Source organism: Aeribacillus sp. SP014 (assembly GCF_054055575.1).
Map to the genome: position 1 here is coordinate 3,366,747 of NZ_JBSRXI010000001.1, position 18,254 is coordinate 3,385,000.

Genomic DNA, 18,254 nt, shown 5'->3' on the forward strand with positions numbered 1-18,254 from the left:
AATTCCTCCTTCCACAATCCGTTCAGCAAATGAACGGAAATATGATGACGGTTAATTGGTTGAGTACAATGAAGTGAGATTATAAGTAAGCACGGTTTTGTTATCAGCCCATTCCAATTTAATAATTTCAGCTGTTCCTGTAGGATCGCTTATCAACGTTTTTCGAACTTCCAAAGGAATATTCATAGGATAAAGGCGATAGCCATCTTTGACAAGCTGAAATACGTTTTCCTCTATCCGCTTTTCCTTCCCTTTTGTAATAATCATCGTATTTAATTCAAGCGGCATGCCCATTTCTCCAATCCCCTTTCATTTGATCGATCATTTTTTAGTATGTATCATATGAAAAATATAATGGTCAATTTTTCATCCATTTTATCATTCGTTCTAAAACCATCCGGTTATGCCGAGGCGGAAAATGATGACTAAAATGTTGGAAATACCAGCTTTCCACTTGCTTTCCCAATTCTTTCAGCCTTCTTTCCAATCGATATGCATGTTCAATTGACACGTTTTCATCTTTTCCCCCATGAATGATTAAAACGGGTGCTTGCATTTTTTCAAGGTAATACAACGGTGTCCGCCATTTATAGCGGTCAGGATATTTCTTCGGTGTCCCTCCAATAACTCTTTTCATCATCCTTCTTAAGTCCTTTCTCTCCTCATAAGTTAAAAACATATCAGACACCCCGCCCCAGCTTACAACAGATCGAACATTTGAGCATATAATCCCAGTAAGCAAGGCCATGACTCCTCCCCTTGAAAAGCCAAAAACGTGAATGCGATCCGGATTCACTTGCGGATGTTTCATCAACAAATAGAATGCATTGACCGCATCAAAACGATCATTCCCCGCAAAATCTTCATTCCCTTCTCCTCCTAAATTTCCTCGATAAAAGGGAGCCATCACGATAAAGCCTTTTGATGCAAATTGTATAATTCTTCCTGCCCGGACCATACCAACATTTTTAATCCCTCCGCGCAAATATAAAAAGCCATCATAAACACCTTCTTGAACAGGTTCTGCTAACAGACCTTTCACTTTTAGTCCTTCAGAAATATATGTCACGATGGAAAGCTTAATCGAAGGGTTCGGTGATGGGAAAATTTGTTTGTCAACTATTTCTCCGTTTCTCAGCATCTTTTCAACCTCCATTTAGGTAGGCAATCACACATTATATTTTTTTTTCATACTTTATCCTAGATAAATATATTTAAACATTTTTCCTTTAATATGAACATCATTAGGGAGGATTTCACATGAAAAAAAGGCTTGCTTCCATCGTATTGGTGATCCTTTTCATCATACCTCTTTCAGCCTGCGGCGGAGGAGTGGAAAAAATTCGGCTGGCGGAAGTCACTCATTCTGTTTTTTACGCACCATTGTACGTAGCCATTGAAAAAGAATTTTTCAAAGAAGAAGGACTGGACGTAGAATTAAAAACTACTTGGGGCGGAGATAAAACAATGACCGCCATTTTATCAAACGGCGCTGATATCGGTCTTGTCGGTTCGGAAACGTCCATTTACGTATATGCCCAAGAAGCAAATGACCCAGTCATTAACTTCGCCCAGCTGACCGAAACGGACGGCACTTTCCTTGTCTCCAGAGCCAAGTTGGATGATTTTCAATGGGAAGATTTAAAAGGAAGCACTTTTTTAGGACAGCGTAAAGGCGGCATGCCGCAAATGGTAGGGGAATTTGTGCTGAAAAAGCATAACATCGATCCGCATCAAGATTTAAACCTTATCCAAAACATCGACTTTGCGAATATTGCAAATGCTTTTGCTTCCGGTACAGGCGAATATGTTCAACTGTTTGAGCCAACCGCAAGTATTTTTGAAAAAGAAGGAAAAGGTCACATTATCGCATCCTTCGGTAAGGAATCGGGCAAAGTTCCTTATACAACATTTATGGCAAAAGAAAGCTATATTAAGAAAAATGATAAAACGGTGAAAAAATTCACAAAAGCGCTCTACAAAGCGCAAAAATGGGTGGAAGAACATGACGCCGAAACAATTGCCGAAACGATAGCGCCGCAATTTAAAGATACGCCGATCGATATTTTAATATCTTCCATTGACCGTTATAAAAGCCAAGGATCCTATGCAAAAACCCCGCTGTTAGATGAGGACGAATGGAACAATTTGCAAAAAATTATGGAAGAAGCAGGAGAACTGCCGGAGAAAATTGATTATGAACTATTAGTCAACACGTCCATAGCAAACGAAGTGGCAAAATAATGTTGTTTCAAAAGGAGTACATTTATCGACAAGGGGGGGAGGAGATTGTCATTTTTAACGATCGATCATGTCAGCCATACTTATTTTACAAAAAAATCGGCAACGACTGCTTTGGAGGATATCCATTTGGAAGTAGAGGAAGGGGAATTTATATCCTTTCTAGGTCCAAGCGGCTGCGGCAAAACAACGCTGCTTTCCATCATTGCAGGTATCATGAAACCGACAGAAGGGCAAGTTATTTTGAACGGTATGCAAATATCTTCCGCAACACCGTCTGTCGGTTATATGCTGCAACAAGATTATTTATTTCCATGGAAAACGATAGAGGAAAATATTTTAATTGGATTAAAATTATTGAACAAACTGAATGAAAATGAGAAAAAGCGGACATTTCAGCTTCTGCACCAAATGGGTCTCGAAAATGTAGAAAAGCTATATCCGAATCAATTATCAGGCGGAATGAGACAAAGAGCCGCTTTAGTCCGCACTCTTTCTACAGATCCGAAAATGCTGCTATTGGATGAACCTTTTTCCGCCCTCGATTATCAAACGAAATTAAAGCTTGAAGACTTAGTCTTTCAAACATTAAAGGATTTTAAAAAAACAGCCATTCTAGTCACGCATGATATTGGGGAAGCAATCGCCATGAGCGATCGGATTGTCCTGCTATCCAAAAGGCCTGGCAAAATTGCCAAAATATTTACTGTCCCAAAAGAATTGCGGGATACATCCCCGTTTAAAACAAGGCAGCATCCAACGTATACTTCACTTTTTGACTTAATCTGGAAGGAGTTAGATCAGCTTGAAACAAACAACAACAATTGATCTCCTCCATAAACAATATTTGCAAAGATTGCATAAAGAAAAGAAATGGATTACCTTTTATCAAATCTTAATTTTTATTTCTTTTTTTCTCATATGGGAGGTGTCATCCAGCCAAAAATGGATAGACCCGCTCATATTCAGTTCGCCGACAAAAATTTTTCACTTATTTGTTGAAAAACTGCAGGACGGTACATTACTTGCCAATTTGAACGTGACGCTTTTTGAAACGGTCTTGGGGTTTATTTTTGGGACATTATTCGGGACATTACTTGCTGCTCTATTATGGTGGTTTCCAAGGCTGTCTAAAATATTAGATCCGTATTTAGTGGTTTTAAACGCAATGCCGAAAGTAGCTCTTGGGCCGATTTTCATCGTTGTACTTGGGCCCGGATTTACCTCAATTATCGCGATGGGAACAATCATTTCGGTTATTATTACTACAATTGTAGTCTATACTTCCTTTAAAGAAGTGGATCCGAATTATATAAAAGTGCTGCAAACATTTGGGGCAGGCAAAAAGCACGTGTTCAGAGAGGCGATCCTGCCGTCATCTTTTCCAACCATTATTTCTACTTTGAAAGTCAATGTCGGGTTATCTTGGGTGGGTGTGATCGTCGGAGAATTTCTCGTTTCAGCTAAAGGATTAGGCTATATGATTATTTACGGGTTCCAAGTTTTTAATTTTACCCTTGTGCTGTTAAGCCTAGTTATCATTGCCATCTTTGCAACGATCATGTACAAAATTGTCGAACTAATTGAAAAAACATTAATCAAAAGCCAATAAGAGGCTGTCAAGAAAGTCAAATCGCCATTGAAAACAAAAAATCATAAACACCGATATATCAACGTTTCTAACACATTAATGGGGGCGTCAATAAGCCGTAAAAACGACTTACTAGACACCCCCTTAAACAATTTCTAAACCGACTTTCAGGAATTTAAAAGCTATTTTATGTAATCGGCATAAATTTTTTCCAAGCTTCGTTTTAGAACATCATCTTTCATAATAAAGCTAAAGCGATGATCGTCCTCAATTTTTTCAGGCAAGTCCGCAAGCAGGACTGGACCTAACGTTTCAAAATACGTGCTCTGTTTTTCGAGCCTCTCAATTTCCGCATAATAAATATTTTTCACAATCGTTTTCTCTTTTCCTATAACCTTATATTGCCCAATATATACGATATCTTGGACAATTCCTCCCGTTTCTTCCCTCACTTCCCGGACAGCAGCTTCAACCGGCTTTTCGCCGTTCTCGACTTTTCCTCCTGGAAACTCGTAGCCCCGGTCTTCATGTAAAGTTAAAAGCCATTTGTTTTCATATCGGCAGATGACCCAAACATGCTTCGGGTAAACAGAAAAAGGGTGTTGACGGAAAGACAGGTATACATCATTGCCGTAAAAATCTTTAAAATAAAACATAATCAATCCCTCTACTCCCATTTATCTGTTTTCATCATAACATATGGAAAAGAGGATTGTATAACTTATTCTTGATTATGCATAAGACCCATTGAAGCAATATGTTTTCTAGCTTCTTCGTCGCCATGCTTATAAATGAATTCATATACTTTTTTTGTTAAAGCATCAATCGCATCATTTTCCTTGTCATAATGATACTGTATATACGGAACATGCGCCCGGAAGAAATTTTGCCAGCTGGTAGAATGAATCTGATCGAAATACTCCCGTAACTCCGTAATTTCCTCATCATTGGCAGAAATTTGAAAATCCCACGGAGATGCTTCTCTGCTTTGGGAAATCTCACCGCTAGCTACTGATATATAATAGGTTTTTTTTGGATTTTCGGACATTTATATCCCCCTCCTCTTTTTAAGTATTGCCTTATCAAAGAAAAATATTTATAAAAAAAGGCTGCCTAACGCAGCCAAAAGAGGAAGGATATAATTATTTTCCAAGGAATGACTTTAACATCCAGTTATGTTTTTCAAGATTCACTTTAATATCGAGAAGCATGTCACCAGTTGCTTCGTCATTCACTTCTTCAGCAACTTTGATTCCTTTGTCCAAATCTTGAATGATGGCGGAAAAGTCGTCAACAACTGCCTGCACCATTTGTTCTGCAGTTTCAACGCCTTCTGCTTCTTTAATAGAGGAGATTTCTAGGCTTTCTCTAATCGTAGCAACAGGTTTAGCGCCCAAAGCTAAAAGTCTTTCCGCTAATTCGTCAATATAACCTGCAGCTTCATTGTACAGCTCTTCAAATTTTTCATGGAGAACGAAAAATTGGTCTCCTTTTACATTCCAATGAAAGTTATGTAATTTTACATAAAGTACCGTCCAATCCGCAATTTGTTTATTTACGATTTGAAATAAATCTTGTTTAGACATAATCCCATCTCCTTTTTATTTAATCTTTTAGTTATACAGTACCCCTTTTTTGCACTCTTAAAACTATAAAAAAAGTTGCATCATTGCGTGTAGCTGTTAGCTGAACACTTTTTCCAAATCCTCTTTACTATGCTTTAGCCAATATTCCATGAGCTTTTTGGCGCCTTCTAAATCATGAAGCTTCGCTTGGCCGCATTGCAGTTCGTTTGCGGCAGGCACTTCTGTCTGCTCTACAGCATCTTTCATTGTCTCTTCCAATAAATCAATGATTTCTTTTACGGTCGGTTCCCCGCTAACGACTAAATAAAAGCCTGTTTGACACCCCATTGGAGAAATATCAATGATATCAAAGTGATCATATTTTTCCGCATATTTGCGAATTGTAAATGCCAGAAGATGCTCCAATGTGTGAATAGCATCCGGTTTCATTGCCTGCTTATTCGGCTGGCAGAAGCGGATATCAAATTTGTTAACTACTCCATCCGTGCCGACTTTATGTACTCCGCAATGTCTGACATACGGTGCTTGCACTTTTGTATGATCCAGTTCAAAACTCTCCACTGAAGGCATTCCCATCACTCCTTACATTTTCTTAGTTTCCATTTTAACACAAAATTTTATAACATACATTTATGTTAAAATGTTGTCAAGATTCCAGAAAAAAGAGGTGCTTGCTGTGAAATCTGTCATGATCGCCCTTATCCGTTTTTATCAAATCTTTATCTCCCCGTTAAAGCCGCCTTCATGCCGCTTTTACCCAACATGCTCTGAATACGGGCTTGAAGCAGTGAAGCGTTTCGGAGCTGTCAAAGGCGGCTTTCTGACAGTAAAACGAATCTTGAAATGCCACCCGTTTCACCCGGGAGGATTTGACCCTGTCCCGGAAATTGAAAAAGATATAAATAAAAAAACGAGTGAATAAATGAAAAATAATGCAAAATACTACAATTATCAAATAAAGCTAAAGGGGAGCAAAAGATATGGAAAATATGATCGCTCAATTTAAACATGAAGTGAATAATGCAACAGAAGAGACGTTCCATTCTTCTGTTTGTTCTTTTTTAAATTTGTGGAGCTATGAATACGGCTCGTTCGAACATTTGCCAAACGAAATCCACCACTTATTGCATATTAGCCAATATGATATTTTAACTGTCGATCATGAATAGCCAAAAACTACAGCCATTCTTTTAGTTTTCTCCTGAGCAGCTTTTTAGATGCATTTCGTGGCAGAGATTCAACAAATGTAAATCCTTTTGGAACTTTGTATTTTGCCAGCTTTTTCAAACAAAATTGCCTTAATTCTTCTTCAGACACCTCTTCGCTTCGGACGACAAAAGCATGGGGAACTTTTCCCCATTTTTTATTTTCTTTTCCTACCACTCCTACATCTTTTACGGAAGGATGCGACAAAATAACTGCTTCAACCTCCGCCGGATAAATGTTTTCTCCTCCCGAAACAATTAAATCGGATCGGCGGTCCAATACATATAAAAATCCTTCTTCATCCAGATAGCCTAAATCTCCAGTATAAAACCAGCCGTCACGTATAGCTTCGTTTGTTGCGTCTGGACGATGTAAATACCCCGGTGTAACATTCGGTCCTTTTACTACAATTTCTCCCTCTTCATTAGGGGAGCAGTCCCTGCCGTCTGCTACGATCCGAATTTGAGCTGGAAACAACGGTTTTCCCGCAGATCCGAGTTTTGAAAAGCAAAATTCAGGGGCTAATGTGGCAATTTGCGAACACGTTTCCGTCATCCCATATGTTTGAAAAACGGGAATTTCTTTTTCACGGCATTGTTCAAGAATCGGCCGCGGGGCAGGACCTCCTCCTAAAAGCATGCAGCGAAACGATTTCGGATACGTGTCACTTCCTAATTCCTGCAGCATGTCATTCAGCATGGCCGTAACGACGGAAGCAATCGTAACTCCTTCATTTTTGATCGCTCTGTTTGCTTCTTTCGCTGAAAATGAAGAATGGAGAACAATTCCGATTCCATAAATGACGCTGCGCATCAAAATTGACAGTCCGCTTATATGAAAAAGAGGAACTGCCAAAAGCCAGCAATCGCCGTCCTTCAGTCCAAGATTCAGCACAGAACCGATCGCACTCCACCAATGATTCCCAAATGTTTGCTGAACACCTTTCGGTTTTCCTGTTGTTCCAGACGTATACATAATCGTTGCCACGTCATCTAAAATAAAGCTGTCATCTAATGCTGCTTCCTTTTCATCACAAAGCTTCAACTCTGATAATGTCATAACTTTTTTACCGGGAAAATGAACCGATAATTCATCATCACAGATAACGCATTTTATATTCGCATCATTTATTTGCCATAATAATTCTTCAGCTGTTAGTCTAGTATTCAAAAGAACATTGACTGCACCGAGATACATTAAAGCATGAATATTAATGACCATTTCTAAGCTGTTTTTCATTAAAAGCCCGACTGTATCTCCACGCTTGATATCTATTTGATGCAGCTGTCTTGCTCTTTTTTCAACAAGCTGATGCAAGTCCAAAAATGAATAATTTTTCCCCTCATAACGAATGGCCAATCGGTTCGGAGTCAAAAAAGCTCGCTGTTTAAGCCAATTCGGTGTTTCATTTCGATTTGCACTCATGTCTTGACACCTCGATTATTGCACAATAAAGCAGCTCGATGCATCGCCATCAAGCTGCTTGTACTTTTTATGGGAAACGCGGGAATTGTTTGAAATCAGGTTTTCTTTTCTCTTTAAATGCATCTCGTCCTTCTTTCGCTTCATCTGTTGTATAATACAATAATGTCGCATCCCCCGCAAATTGTTGGAGACCGGCGAGACCATCTGTATCTGCATTAAATGCAGCTTTCAAGAAGCGAATAGCAGTTGGACTTTTTTCCAAAATTTCTTCACACCATTTGACAGTTTCCTCTTCAAGCTGCTCTAATGGGACAACTTTGTTGACTAAGCCCATCTCATAAGCTTCCTGCGCATTATATTGACGGCATAAATACCATATTTCACGAGCTCTTTTCGTACCAACAAGCCGGGCAAGCAGTCCCACTCCATATCCCGCATCAAAGCTTCCAACTTTTGGGCCTGTTTGTCCGAAAATTGCATTCTCTGATGCGATCGTTAAATCACACACGACATGCAGAACATGTCCTCCTCCAATTGCATATCCGTTCACCATCGCAATAACCGGTTTTGGAATCACCCGAATAAGTCGTTGCAAATCCAAAACGTTTAATCTAGGAATTTTATCATCACCTACGTATCCGCCATGCCCCCGCACTTTTTGATCTCCGCCTGAGCAAAACGCTTTATCACCAGCACCTGTCAAAATAATTACACCAATTTTATCATCGTCCCGCGCATAGGAAAAAGCATCGATCATTTCCGCGACCGTTTTTGGTGTGAATGCATTATGTACATGAGGACGATTCATCGTAATTTTTGCTATCCCATTGTACGTTTCATAAATGATTTCATCATATTCTCGTTCTTTTACCCAAGGAAATCCCATTTTTATCCTCCTTTAATATGTAGAAAAATGTTGGAGAAACTCATCTACTATTTTACCAAAAAATTTTGACTGTTCCACATGAACTGCATGTCCGGCCTGCGGCACGACCTTTAATTCAGAGCAAGGAATCAATTGGTTCATTTCTTTCATAATTTTGCAAAACTTAAGATCCCTTTCACCGCAAATTAATAATGTAGGGATGTTGAAACTTTTTAATACTCCCCACCATGAAGGTTGAACGCCAGTTCCCATTCCTTTTAAACTGTTTGCCAATCCAATTGCATTATTTTTCAGCCGGTCCTTTCTTATTTTGTCCTTGACGGCAGGCGGGAGAGACTTTTGCGTTAAAAACAAAGGGATATTTTCCCAATGTTGTACAAATGCCGCAACCCCTTCGTCCAAAATCATTTGGGCAAGTCGTTCGTCCTGCAGCCTTCTCGTCTCTCGTTCCTTTTCAGTTTTTAATCCAGGAGAACTGCTTTCCAATATTAAAGTCTTCACAAATTCCGGCTGTCTCATTGCAAAGCTCAATGCCAATCTTCCGCCCATTGAATACCCGAGCACATGCGCTTTTCGAATATTGAATGAAAGCAATATTTCTTTTAGATCTTCAACTGCTTCTTCCATCCGATATCTTTCAGGATTTTCAGGCGAATCTGTTTGACCATGGCCGATGATGTCGATAAGTACTAGCTGGTATTTTTTTAAACTATTTTTCAAAAATCCCCAGGTTTCTCCGCTTCCTGTAAAACCATGAAGGAGAACAAGTGGCTCCCCCTTTCCAAACGTTTCAGCCCAATAATTCACATTTCGAACGGCCAATTTTCCCATCATAACATCCTTTCTATTTCCCAGGAAACAGAACGAAGCCATTTTCTCTGTTCGTTGACTCGTGTATGTCGATTGGTCGGGATTTCAATAATATTTAATCCATCTCTATTCATGCAGAATTGAAACTCGCTTCTGAATTCTTCCCAAGTGGAAATTTTTTTATAATGTGCACTATATAAGCTGGCTGCATATTGAAAATCTAAATTGGTCGGGGTGCCAAACAATTGTTCAAAATGCGTCTTTTCATCCGCCTGCGGCAAAAATGAAAAAATGCCGCCGCCGTTATTATTAATTAATAAAACAGTTAAGTTCAATTTATTTTGTTTTGCAGCAAGGAGTCCATTTAAATCATGATAAAATGATAAATCCCCTATGATTAAAATAGTTTTTTCATGACTAGCTGCAGAAACCCCAAGGGCTGTCGAAACGACTCCGTCAATTCCGTTTGCTCCCCGGTTGGCATAAACCGTAATATTTTTATCACTGTTATGGAAAAACGTGTCGACATCTCGAATCGGCATGCTGTTTCCTACAAATACATTGCAGCGATCCGGGAGCAATTTTTGCAATTCGACATATACCGTTCCTTCAAATAAAGAATCTTTCTCAATGGCCGGCGTTGACAAATACTCTCGAAAGAGATTGTTTACTTGTTTCCATTTTTTGCACCAGGATGTTTCCTGTTTATCTTTACATTTTTTGATCAGCATTTCACATAAATAGGCTTCATCACTGTGAACATGTTCTGCTGATAAAGTAGGATCGCGATAACCGCCATCACCATCAACCACAATTTGCTTTATTTCAGGATGGTCTCTTAACAATAGAAACAGCGGTTTTGAGACGGGCATTGCACCAAAACGAAGCACGACATCAGGTTTCAGATACGCTTTCTTTTCCATCGTTTTTAAAATGGAATCATAACAATCAATAATATAATGTTTAGAATGTTCGCCAAAGCGTAAATTGGACAACGGATCCGCTAATATCGGGAATTTCAATTTCTCTGCTAGTGCCAAAACTTGTTCACGAAACTCTTTGTTATGTAATTCCCCGCATACAATAAGTCCTTTCTCGCTTGAATCGATTTCATCCACAATCCGTTCAATTTGCTCATGTTCGACCAGCTTTTTTGTTTCCACCACTGGCTCAATATGAAGAGACTTCTGCAATTGATGGATTTTCGATAGATCGGGCAAAAGCGGCTCTCGGAAAGGTAAGTTGATGTGGACTGGTCCTTTCGGATTTTCATTTGCAGTTTGGACCGCCCGTTGAGCGATATTTTTTATATATAACAGCATCGTTTGACTGCTTTCAGGAAGAGCGCAATCAACAAACCATTTCACATAGTTCGAATACAGATGAATTTGATTAATTGCTTGTGGAGCTCCAATATCCCGCAGCTCATGAGGTCTGTCAGCCGTTAAAATCACAAGAGGGATGCGTGAATAATGGGCTTCTATGATAGCTGGATAATAGTTTGCTGCAGCTGTTCCTGATGTGCAAAGCAAAGCAATTGGTTTTCTTTGTTTTTTAGCCAATCCAAGAGCAAAAAAACCTGCAGATCGTTCATCAATATTAATATAAGTATGTATTTTCGGATGCTCTGCAAATGTGATCGCAAGCGGGGTAGATCGTGAACCTGGGCTAATCACAACTTCAGAAATACCTTTTGTAATTAATCCATTTACAAATGCAATGACATAGTCAGATAGATTTTTATTTTTCATTCAGTTTTCCCCCTAATGCATGCTGCATAGGTCCAAATTTGATTTCTGTCTCCCTGTATTCCTCTTCCGGCTTCGAATCTCCAACAATCCCGCATCCTGCGTACAAATAAGCTTTTTGCTCATCCAGCAGACCTGAACGGATCGCAACGACAAATTCTCCGTTGTCCTGATCATCCATCCATCCAACCGGAGCAGCATACCAGCCTCTCTCTAAAGGTTCTTCATTGCGAATAAATGCTAGAGCAGCATCTTTCGGATAGCCGCCAAGCGCAGGGGTCGGATGCAATTTTTCTACAAAATCAATCAACGTAAAACCTTTTTTTACGGTTCCTTCAACAGGTGTATACAAATGTTGAATATTCGGCGTTTTTAAAATCGTTGGATTGTTTTGTAGTTGCACTTCTTGGCAATATTCACGGAACACTTTTTCGATCGCTTTTACAACAATTTGATGTTCATGAATGTTTTTTGTATCTGAAAGCAGCATCTGAGCGTATTCTTCGTCTGCCTCCACTGTTTTTCCTCTTTTAATTGATCCTGCTACACATGCAGACTGGACCTTTTGGTCTCTCTTGCTTACAAGCCGCTCAGGAGTTGCACCAACGAACGTTTTTCCTTCATTTTCAACAACAAATAAATAACAATTAGGCTGATGTTCATTTAACATTGATAAAACATAATGTATATCAATCGATCCCTCAAACTCCAGCAGCATTTCCCTTGCCAATACGACTTTCTCAAAACGGTTTTGTTTTATTTGTTCTGTTGCTTTTTCAACAGCTGCCATCCACTCTTTTTTATGAAACAAACTTTCTTTTTTGATGGTAAAATTCAAAAAAGAATTTGTGTCTTCATTTTTTTTCTTTAAGGTGTATTCATATGTATTGAAATGATTTATAATTTCATTTATATCATCAGTTGATTGAATTAACCTGTTTATAGTAGCAAGTGTGTGACGGCCAATTTTTGTAATCATGAAAGAAGGTAAAGTGAATCGTGCTTCATGAAACGGTTTCCATTTTGAAGAATTCGCATTTTTTAAAGGGTCAAAAGAAAAACCCCCAAAAAGAAGCGGACCCGTTCCAATCGGATGGGCGCCTTCAATTTGTATATGCTCTTTCCAATCTTTCCACTTTGAATAAATGTCAAAAAAACGGTTGGAAAATTTTTTGTCTGTCGTCAATTCGAGCTCAACACCAATTCCACAAAGGATAAATGTACGATCAGGTGTCGCCCAATAAAATCTTTTCCCTGCATAAGCCGATTGAAAGCTTGAGAAAATCTGGAGCGGATCTTTCTCCTTGATTTCAAATACATAACTTAAAATGATTGGATGGGAATATTTTTTGGCATGATTGACAGCATTCGCAACTTTATCCCTCAATGTATCTGAACATGGAATTGAAACCAAAGATGATCCCTCCATAACCGAAAAATAGCTTATATTAAGATACACCTGTTCAAAATTTATGTCAACTATATTATAGAATGACGCAATGCAAAACAACAAGCAAACAAACTGCCTCAGCTCTTTGATGGGGCTTGAGCATTTATTCCAATGAAAAACAATTGACACTCTTTCGACATTTTTCTAGACTAGGTTGTGGGGAATAGCTTTCGTTTTCAGAATGAAATAAAGGAGAGAACATATTATGCATCCTAAAACGGAGTCACATAATGTACCCATTATAAAAGCTGAACGAGGGTTTCGGGCTTGGTGGATGCTTTTAAGACCCCATACATTAACTGCAGCATTTGTCCCCGTGATTGTCGGAACTCTTTTGGCACTGCAAGTAGGACCCATTCATATTGGACTTTTTCTTACGATGCTTACTGCCTCGTTGTTAATTCAAACAGCCACAAACTTATTTAATGAATATTTCGATTATAAACGAGGTCTTGATACAGAAGAATCTGTCGGAATTGGAGGAGCAATTGTCCGAAATGGCTTCAAGCCCCAAACCGTTTTAAATTTAGCAATCACATGTATTGTTGTCTCTATCCTATTGGGAATTTACATCTGTCTCCAGTCAAGCTGGTGGTTGGCATTAGTCGGTTCAATTTGTATGGCAGTAGGATACTTATATACTGGAGGTCCATATCCAATCGCTTACACGCCGTTTGGCGAGCTAGCTTCAGGTTTATTTATGGGAGTCGTTATTATCCTTATTTCCTTTTTTATTCAGACAGGTTATCTAACTTCAACAGCTTTCATTCATTCGATCCCGATTGCGATCACGATCGGCGCCATCATGCTTGCGAATAACATAAGAGACTTAGACGGTGATAAGGAAAACGGAAGAAAAACATTAGCAATTTTGCTTGGCCGACAGAATGCAATTCGATTTTTAGCAATTATGTTTATTGTTTCTTACTGTCTCATTTTTATTATGATCATTTTTGATTATTCCACATGGTGGTCTATTCTTGCTTTTCTTAGCATTCCAAAAGCTATTCAGGCGGTGAAGCGATTTGTCGGCAAAACAAAGCCTATTGAAATGATGCCGGCCATGAAAGCAACATCGCAAACAAACACTTTATTAGGCTTTTTGCTTGCTGCAGGTTTGCTCATAAGCACCATCATATCTCAGTAACACGATAGTATGTTTACTATCGTGTTTTTTTATTAAGCTTTACTGTGAAATTTGTTCTGTATCATCCACTCGCAATTTCAATATGCTGAGCAAATGTTTTGTCCTGGAAAAACATCTCGATAGGTCACAGCCTCTTTATCGGATAGCCAGCCTGTTTCTCAGCGAATGATGTTATGTTAGCCTTTCAAGTGCCATCAGCTTCAAAGCATAGCGTTAAAAAAGGCGCGGTAGCAGCAATCCTTTCCTGACATGTTTTAAAATGATGATGAAATTTATGGCTGCAAAGGTGAATTTTTTTCATGATTTTAAAGTTATAATTTATTCCTTTTCGTCCAAAATAGCTTTAGATTCTAAAAAAGAAGGTGTCTTTCATATGGACATGGACGAAAAAAAATTAAAGGATTTTCAAAAGCAATTAATATTCATGAAAAATGAGATTGAAAAACGTTGGGATAATAACGATCATTTTCAATTGGAAAAAGGGCTGGACCATGAATCAACTGGAGAGCTTTCCAGCTACGACAATCACCCCGGAGACGATGCGACCGAACTGTATGAAAGAGAAAAAGATTTAGCATTAAATAAACATTTAGAGAAAGAATATGAAGAGATCGTTGAAGCATTAGAAAGAATTCATGAGGGCACTTACGGTACTTGTTCCGTCTGCGGAAAAAAAATTGATGAAGACCGTCTCAAAGCTATACCGACAGCCAAAACATGCAAAGAACATACTCTAGTTCAAACGATTTCTCATGAAAGACCTGTAGAGGAAGAAATACTTGATGCGACTTTTCACGGATCCTCTCAAATCGACCATGAAAATACCGCTGTTACTGAGCCGTATGATTATTTTCAAGATGTTATCGAATACGGAACGTCAGAGACACCGCAAGATGTAAGAACTCCACCGTTATCGTACGGAGATATGTATAATTCCGATGATGAAATTGGATATATTGAAGATATTGAAAACTTCATTTATACAGATATTGAGGGAAAAAACGTAAACGTCTATCCGTCACATGAACATAAACGATATGAAAAAATGCTTGATGAAGAGGATTTAACAGTTTTATGGGGAGATCTTCCATTAACAGAAAAAGAACCATATACGAAAAATGATTAAAATTACAAGAAGACAAAAAAAGCGTTGCAGTTTGCAACGCTTTTTTTGATTTCGAAATGACTCCGCAGGCAGGATTCGAACCTGCGACCGTTCGGTTAACAGCCGAATGCTCTACCACTGAGCTACTGCGGAATATAAAAAAAATTTAAGGCATTTTGCCAAATAGAACAGCTTTTGACTGACAATTGCAACAATGTCAATTGCCCAACTAAGCTGCTTAAAAAATAGCAATGGGCCTGAGTGGACTTGAACCACCGACCTCACGCTTATCAGGCGTGCGCTCTAACCAGCTGAGCTACAAGCCCATATTAAGCGGGTGATGGGAATCGAACCCACGACATCAGCTTGGAAGGCTGAGGTTTTACCACTAAACTACACCCGCGCGAAAATATTTATTTTTCTATTTAAATGATAAACACGCAATTTCCATGCCTCTTCCTCTTCCAGCACTGTTCGAGGATGTAAATGCGTCGAGGCAACTCGCAGATTATTCATTGAAGTGTCGCTCGTGGCTGAGGTTTTACCACTAAACTACACCCGCATAATAAGCTGATAATAGAAATAAATACTTATTTTCAATGCCATATTATCTATCTCTACTATAGGCAAATGGGGCGACTGATGGGAATCGAACCCACGAATGCCAGAGCCACAATCTGGTGCGTTAACCACTTCGCCACAGTCGCCGCAATTAATAAAACAATGGCTCGGGACGGAATCGAACCGCCGACACAAGGATTTTCAGTCCTTTGCTCTACCGACTGAGCTACCGAGCCGTAAAACTCCGATAAAAAATTATGTACAATCCATCATTAAAGAAAGAATTCATTGACACAACCTGCTGTACTTGAAAAATTCCTCCTACAGCTGTTGAATCAATAATTAATGGCGGTCCCGACGGGAATCGAACCCGCGATCTCCTGCGTGACAGGCAGGCATGTTAACCGCTACACTACGGGACCATTGGTTGCGGGGGCAGGATTTGAACCTGCGACCTTCGGGTTATGAGCCCGACGAGCTACCGGACTGCTCCACCCCGCGATAATAATGACGGAGGAGGAGGGATTCGAACCCCCGCGCGGTTTGACCCGCCTCTCGGTTTTCAAGACCGACCCCTTCAGCCAGACTTGGGTACTCCTCCATATAATAAAGATGGTGGACCTTGCAGGATTCGAACCTGCGACCGGACGGTTATGAGCCGTCTGCTCTGACCAGCTGAGCTAAAGGTCCGAAAAATGGCGGTGGAGGGGATCGAACCCCCGACCTCACGGGTATGAACCGTACGCTCTAGCCAGCTGAGCTACACCGCCAAATTAAATATGGAGCCTAGCGGGATCGAACCGCTGACCTCCTGCGTGCAAAGCAGGCGCTCTCCCAGCTGAGCTAAGGCCCCTTTAAATTCCCTGGTCGGGAAGACAGGATTCGAACCTGCGACCCCATGGTCCCAAACCATGTGCTCTACCAAGCTGAGCTACTTCCCGATATGGCGCGCCCGAGAGGAGTCGAACCCCTAACCTTTTGATCCGTAGTCAAACGCTCTATCCAATTGAGCTACGGGCGCAAATATGGTGCCGAGGACCGGACTTGAACCGGTACGGTAGTCACCTACCGCAGGATTTTAAGTCCTGTGCGTCTGCCAATTCCGCCACCCCGGCAGAGAAAAGCGGAAGACGGGATTCGAACCCGCGACCCCCACCTTGGCAAGGTGGTGTTCTACCACTGAACTACTTCCGCGTATTATGCGGGTGGAGGGACTTGAACCCCCACGCCGTAAGGCGCTAGATCCTAAGTCTAGTGCGTCTGCCAATTCCGCCACACCCGCGTCAAAATGGTGAGCCATGGAGGATTCGAACCTCCGACCCTCTGATTAAAAGTCAGATGCTCTACCGACTGAGCTAATGGCTCATAAAAAATTTTTTTCTCCTAATCCATTTTTCATTTGTCAGATGTCCCTTCCTCTGCCAGTCTTTTCGAGGATGTTGGATGCGTCGGGACAACTCTCTGATTGTTCGTCGAAGCATTGCTCGTTGCTCTGACGACTAATCTAAAAGCTCCTGCTCAATATGCAACACCTTTAATGATGCCGGCGAGAGGAATCGAACCCCCAACCTACTGATTACGATTCAGTTGCTCTGCCAATTGAGCTACACCGGCATGATGAATACAACAATCAATAATCAGTCTTGCTTCATTTGATCGTCGTTCCAATCTTAGAAATCTTGTCCAAGGAAAAGTTCAATTGGTACGATGAAGCAGCATGAAAGACGATATCTCGACCGTGCTTTGCCAATTGAGCTGAATCGATATACTGTATGGTGGAGGATGACGGGATCGAACCGCCGACCCCTTGCTTGTAAGGCAAGTGCTCTCCCAGCTGAGCTAATCCTCCAATTCAAAAATCACCAGAGGACATATGCAAAGTAAATAAAAGTCCATAATTCTTTCAAAACTAGATAACGGTTCCTTCACGAATAGATGCTCTTTCTTGGTTAAGTCCTCGATCGATTAGTATCCGTCAGCTCCACGTGTCACCACGCTTCCACCTCGGACCTATCTACCTCGTCATCTTCAAGGGATCTTACTCGCGTTTAGCGATGGGAAATCTCATCTTGAGGGGGGCTTCACGCTTAGATGCTTTCAGCGCTTATCCCTTCCGCACATAGCTACCCAGCGGTGCCCCTGGCGGGACAACTGGTACACCAGCGGTGCGTCCATCCCGGTCCTCTCGTACTAAGGACAGCTCCTCTCAAATTTCCTGCGCCCGCGACGGATAGGGACCGAACTGTCTCACGACGTTCTGAACCCAGCTCGCGTACCGCTTTAATGGGCGAACAGCCCAACCCTTGGGACCGACTACAGCCCCAGGATGCGATGAGCCGACATCGAGGTGCCAAACCTCCCCGTCGATGTGGACTCTTGGGGGAGATCAGCCTGTTATCCCCGGGGTAGCTTTTATCCGTTGAGCGATGGCCCTTCCATGCGGAACCACCGGATCACTAAGCCCGACTTTCGTCCCTGCTCGACTTGTAGGTCTCGCA

At 40.6% G+C, this 18,254-nt stretch carries 18 protein-coding genes, 19 tRNA genes and 1 rRNA gene (1 of these 38 only partly in view); 7 read left to right on the top strand and 31 right to left on the bottom strand.

The window, feature by feature from the left end; all coding sequences use genetic code 11:
* Window positions 1–51 precede the first annotated feature (51 nt).
* Both ACVIJU_RS16460 and ACVIJU_RS16465 read right to left on the bottom strand, forming a co-directional pair.
* Window positions 52–294: a DUF2584 domain-containing protein gene (locus ACVIJU_RS16460; RefSeq protein WP_063386573.1), complete on the bottom strand. Its 243-nt coding sequence runs from the start codon at window positions 292–294 to the stop codon at window positions 52–54.
* Between the two features lie 64 nt (window positions 295–358).
* A complete protein-coding gene (locus ACVIJU_RS16465) occupies window positions 359–1,141 on the bottom strand; it encodes an alpha/beta hydrolase family protein (RefSeq protein ID WP_063386572.1) in 783 nt (260 codons plus the stop codon).
* A 119-nt stretch (window positions 1,142–1,260) separates the two neighbouring features.
* On the opposite strand from ACVIJU_RS16465, the gene ACVIJU_RS16470 reads away from it, so the two are divergent.
* From ACVIJU_RS16470 to ACVIJU_RS16480, 3 genes are read left to right on the top strand one after another with little or no spacing between them, the layout of a single operon-like run.
* Window positions 1,261–2,244, top strand: a complete 984-nt coding sequence (locus ACVIJU_RS16470) for an ABC transporter substrate-binding protein (protein WP_063386571.1) — start codon at window positions 1,261–1,263, stop codon at window positions 2,242–2,244.
* Between the two features lie 45 nt (window positions 2,245–2,289).
* The gene (locus ACVIJU_RS16475; RefSeq protein ID WP_063386570.1) at window positions 2,290–3,069 is read left to right on the top strand and encodes an ABC transporter ATP-binding protein; all 780 of its coding nucleotides are present in this window, start codon (window positions 2,290–2,292) and stop codon (window positions 3,067–3,069) included.
* On the top strand, window positions 3,047–3,853 hold the full coding sequence (locus tag ACVIJU_RS16480) for an ABC transporter permease (RefSeq protein WP_063386569.1): 807 nt from the start codon (window positions 3,047–3,049) through the stop codon (window positions 3,851–3,853). Before ACVIJU_RS16475 ends, ACVIJU_RS16480 begins: the two co-directional genes overlap by 23 nt.
* Before the next feature lie 161 nt (window positions 3,854–4,014).
* On the opposite strand, the gene ytkD is transcribed toward ACVIJU_RS16480, so the two are convergent.
* The 4 genes from ytkD to ACVIJU_RS16500 all read right to left on the bottom strand — a co-directional run bounded on the left by ytkD (window position 4,015) and on the right by ACVIJU_RS16500 (window position 5,988).
* Window positions 4,015–4,488, bottom strand: coding sequence for an RNA deprotection pyrophosphohydrolase (gene ytkD, locus ACVIJU_RS16485; protein ID WP_063386568.1), 474 nt, complete (start codon window positions 4,486–4,488; stop codon window positions 4,015–4,017).
* A gap of 65 nt (window positions 4,489–4,553) precedes the next feature.
* Window positions 4,554–4,880, bottom strand: a complete 327-nt coding sequence (locus ACVIJU_RS16490; RefSeq protein WP_063386567.1) for a hypothetical protein — start codon at window positions 4,878–4,880, stop codon at window positions 4,554–4,556.
* 94 nt (window positions 4,881–4,974) lie between these two features.
* On the bottom strand, window positions 4,975–5,418 hold the full coding sequence (locus ACVIJU_RS16495) for a Dps family protein (protein ID WP_063386566.1): 444 nt from the start codon (window positions 5,416–5,418) through the stop codon (window positions 4,975–4,977).
* A 96-nt stretch (window positions 5,419–5,514) separates the two neighbouring features.
* A complete protein-coding gene (locus ACVIJU_RS16500; RefSeq protein WP_063386565.1) occupies window positions 5,515–5,988 on the bottom strand; it encodes an S-ribosylhomocysteine lyase in 474 nt (157 codons plus the stop codon).
* Window positions 5,989–6,106: 118 nt separating this feature from the next.
* On the opposite strand from ACVIJU_RS16500, the gene yidD reads away from it, so the two are divergent.
* Both yidD and ACVIJU_RS16510 read left to right on the top strand, forming a co-directional pair.
* Window positions 6,107–6,340: a membrane protein insertion efficiency factor YidD gene (gene yidD, locus ACVIJU_RS16505; protein ID WP_375338802.1), complete on the top strand. Its 234-nt coding sequence runs from the start codon at window positions 6,107–6,109 to the stop codon at window positions 6,338–6,340.
* 58 nt (window positions 6,341–6,398) lie between these two features.
* Window positions 6,399–6,587 (top strand): hypothetical protein, encoded by a 189-nt coding sequence (locus tag ACVIJU_RS16510; RefSeq protein ID WP_063386563.1) that lies wholly within the window; start codon window positions 6,399–6,401, stop codon window positions 6,585–6,587.
* 7 nt (window positions 6,588–6,594) lie between these two features.
* Here the strand turns inward: ACVIJU_RS16510 and ACVIJU_RS16515 are convergent, their stop codons facing one another.
* The 5 genes from ACVIJU_RS16515 to ACVIJU_RS16535 form a co-directional block, all read right to left on the bottom strand.
* Window positions 6,595–8,049 (bottom strand): o-succinylbenzoate--CoA ligase, encoded by a 1,455-nt coding sequence (locus ACVIJU_RS16515; protein ID WP_063386562.1) that lies wholly within the window; start codon window positions 8,047–8,049, stop codon window positions 6,595–6,597.
* A 67-nt stretch (window positions 8,050–8,116) separates the two neighbouring features.
* Complete coding sequence (menB, locus tag ACVIJU_RS16520; RefSeq protein WP_063386561.1) at window positions 8,117–8,935, bottom strand: 1,4-dihydroxy-2-naphthoyl-CoA synthase; 819 nt, start codon at window positions 8,933–8,935, stop codon at window positions 8,117–8,119.
* A 12-nt stretch (window positions 8,936–8,947) separates the two neighbouring features.
* A complete protein-coding gene (gene menH, locus ACVIJU_RS16525; protein ID WP_082830217.1) occupies window positions 8,948–9,769 on the bottom strand; it encodes a 2-succinyl-6-hydroxy-2,4-cyclohexadiene-1-carboxylate synthase in 822 nt (273 codons plus the stop codon).
* Entirely contained in the window at window positions 9,766–11,496 is a 1,731-nt protein-coding gene (gene menD, locus ACVIJU_RS16530; RefSeq protein WP_117017542.1) for a 2-succinyl-5-enolpyruvyl-6-hydroxy-3-cyclohexene-1-carboxylic-acid synthase, read from the bottom strand. The genes menH and menD overlap by 4 nt, the downstream gene beginning before the upstream one ends.
* Window positions 11,486–12,907, bottom strand: coding sequence for an isochorismate synthase (locus ACVIJU_RS16535; RefSeq protein ID WP_161939792.1), 1,422 nt, complete (start codon window positions 12,905–12,907; stop codon window positions 11,486–11,488). Before ACVIJU_RS16535 ends, menD begins: the two co-directional genes overlap by 11 nt.
* 241 nt (window positions 12,908–13,148) lie before the next feature.
* Between ACVIJU_RS16535 and ACVIJU_RS16540 the strand changes: the two genes are divergently transcribed.
* Entirely contained in the window at window positions 13,149–14,090 is a 942-nt protein-coding gene (locus ACVIJU_RS16540) for a 1,4-dihydroxy-2-naphthoate polyprenyltransferase (protein ID WP_063386558.1), read from the top strand.
* A gap of 373 nt (window positions 14,091–14,463) precedes the next feature.
* Window positions 14,464–15,216, top strand: a complete 753-nt coding sequence (locus ACVIJU_RS16545) for a TraR/DksA C4-type zinc finger protein (protein ID WP_240326840.1) — start codon at window positions 14,464–14,466, stop codon at window positions 15,214–15,216.
* Between the two features lie 60 nt (window positions 15,217–15,276).
* Here ACVIJU_RS16545 and ACVIJU_RS16550 read toward each other — a convergent pair.
* The 20 genes from ACVIJU_RS16550 to ACVIJU_RS16645 all read right to left on the bottom strand — a co-directional run.
* Window positions 15,277–15,348, bottom strand: a tRNA-Asn gene (locus ACVIJU_RS16550).
* Window positions 15,349–15,447: 99 nt separating this feature from the next.
* Window positions 15,448–15,521 (bottom strand) — tRNA-Ile (locus tag ACVIJU_RS16555).
* A gap of 6 nt (window positions 15,522–15,527) precedes the next feature.
* Window positions 15,528–15,598, bottom strand: a tRNA-Gly gene (locus ACVIJU_RS16560).
* A 228-nt stretch (window positions 15,599–15,826) separates the two neighbouring features.
* Window positions 15,827–15,902: transfer RNA gene (locus tag ACVIJU_RS16565), tRNA-His, on the bottom strand.
* Between the two features lie 17 nt (window positions 15,903–15,919).
* Window positions 15,920–15,992, bottom strand: a tRNA-Phe gene (locus ACVIJU_RS16570).
* 110 nt (window positions 15,993–16,102) lie between these two features.
* A tRNA-Asp gene (locus tag ACVIJU_RS16575) sits at window positions 16,103–16,178 on the bottom strand.
* 2 nt (window positions 16,179–16,180) lie between these two features.
* Window positions 16,181–16,257: transfer RNA gene (locus tag ACVIJU_RS16580), tRNA-Met, on the bottom strand.
* 10 nt (window positions 16,258–16,267) lie between these two features.
* Window positions 16,268–16,357, bottom strand: a tRNA-Ser gene (locus ACVIJU_RS16585).
* Between the two features lie 12 nt (window positions 16,358–16,369).
* Window positions 16,370–16,446, bottom strand: a tRNA-Ile gene (locus ACVIJU_RS16590).
* 6 nt (window positions 16,447–16,452) lie between these two features.
* Window positions 16,453–16,526: transfer RNA gene (locus ACVIJU_RS16595), tRNA-Met, on the bottom strand.
* A gap of 10 nt (window positions 16,527–16,536) precedes the next feature.
* Window positions 16,537–16,609: transfer RNA gene (locus ACVIJU_RS16600), tRNA-Ala, on the bottom strand.
* An 11-nt stretch (window positions 16,610–16,620) separates the two neighbouring features.
* A tRNA-Pro gene (locus ACVIJU_RS16605) sits at window positions 16,621–16,697 on the bottom strand.
* Between the two features lie 3 nt (window positions 16,698–16,700).
* Window positions 16,701–16,777 (bottom strand) — tRNA-Arg (locus ACVIJU_RS16610).
* A gap of 5 nt (window positions 16,778–16,782) precedes the next feature.
* Window positions 16,783–16,871 (bottom strand) — tRNA-Leu (locus ACVIJU_RS16615).
* Window positions 16,872–16,878: 7 nt separating this feature from the next.
* A tRNA-Gly gene (locus ACVIJU_RS16620) sits at window positions 16,879–16,950 on the bottom strand.
* 6 nt (window positions 16,951–16,956) lie between these two features.
* Window positions 16,957–17,038, bottom strand: a tRNA-Leu gene (locus ACVIJU_RS16625).
* Window positions 17,039–17,045: 7 nt separating this feature from the next.
* A tRNA-Lys gene (locus ACVIJU_RS16630) sits at window positions 17,046–17,121 on the bottom strand.
* Between the two features lie 176 nt (window positions 17,122–17,297).
* Window positions 17,298–17,370 (bottom strand) — tRNA-Thr (locus tag ACVIJU_RS16635).
* A 159-nt stretch (window positions 17,371–17,529) separates the two neighbouring features.
* Window positions 17,530–17,605 (bottom strand) — tRNA-Val (locus ACVIJU_RS16640).
* 96 nt (window positions 17,606–17,701) lie between these two features.
* Window positions 17,702–18,254, bottom strand: a 23S ribosomal RNA gene (locus tag ACVIJU_RS16645) (it continues 2,379 nt past the right edge of the window).

Excerpts from the sequence above, each read along its gene's own strand:
- ACVIJU_RS16460 (WP_063386573.1), bottom strand. The coding sequence starts at position 294 with ATGGGCATGCCGCTTGAATTAAATACGATGATTATTACAAAAGGGAAG.
- ACVIJU_RS16465 (WP_063386572.1), bottom strand. The coding sequence starts at position 1,141 with ATGCTGAGAAACGGAGAAATAGTTGACAAACAAATTTTCCCATCACCG.
- ACVIJU_RS16470 (WP_063386571.1), top strand. The coding sequence starts at position 1,261 with ATGAAAAAAAGGCTTGCTTCCATCGTATTGGTGATCCTTTTCATCATA.
- ytkD (WP_063386568.1), bottom strand. The coding sequence starts at position 4,488 with ATGTTTTATTTTAAAGATTTTTACGGCAATGATGTATACCTGTCTTTC.
- ACVIJU_RS16490 (WP_063386567.1), bottom strand. The coding sequence starts at position 4,880 with ATGTCCGAAAATCCAAAAAAAACCTATTATATATCAGTAGCTAGCGGT.
- ACVIJU_RS16495 (WP_063386566.1), bottom strand. The coding sequence starts at position 5,418 with ATGTCTAAACAAGATTTATTTCAAATCGTAAATAAACAAATTGCGGAT.
- ACVIJU_RS16500 (WP_063386565.1), bottom strand. The coding sequence starts at position 5,988 with ATGCCTTCAGTGGAGAGTTTTGAACTGGATCATACAAAAGTGCAAGCA.
- yidD (WP_375338802.1), top strand. The coding sequence starts at position 6,107 with ATGATCGCCCTTATCCGTTTTTATCAAATCTTTATCTCCCCGTTAAAG.
- ACVIJU_RS16510 (WP_063386563.1), top strand. The coding sequence starts at position 6,399 with ATGGAAAATATGATCGCTCAATTTAAACATGAAGTGAATAATGCAACA.
- ACVIJU_RS16515 (WP_063386562.1), bottom strand. The coding sequence starts at position 8,049 with ATGAGTGCAAATCGAAATGAAACACCGAATTGGCTTAAACAGCGAGCT.
- menB (WP_063386561.1), bottom strand. The coding sequence starts at position 8,935 with ATGGGATTTCCTTGGGTAAAAGAACGAGAATATGATGAAATCATTTAT.
- menH (WP_082830217.1), bottom strand. The coding sequence starts at position 9,769 with ATGATGGGAAAATTGGCCGTTCGAAATGTGAATTATTGGGCTGAAACG.
- menD (WP_117017542.1), bottom strand. The coding sequence starts at position 11,496 with ATGAAAAATAAAAATCTATCTGACTATGTCATTGCATTTGTAAATGGA.
- ACVIJU_RS16540 (WP_063386558.1), top strand. The coding sequence starts at position 13,149 with ATGCATCCTAAAACGGAGTCACATAATGTACCCATTATAAAAGCTGAA.
- ACVIJU_RS16545 (WP_240326840.1), top strand. The coding sequence starts at position 14,464 with ATGGACATGGACGAAAAAAAATTAAAGGATTTTCAAAAGCAATTAATA.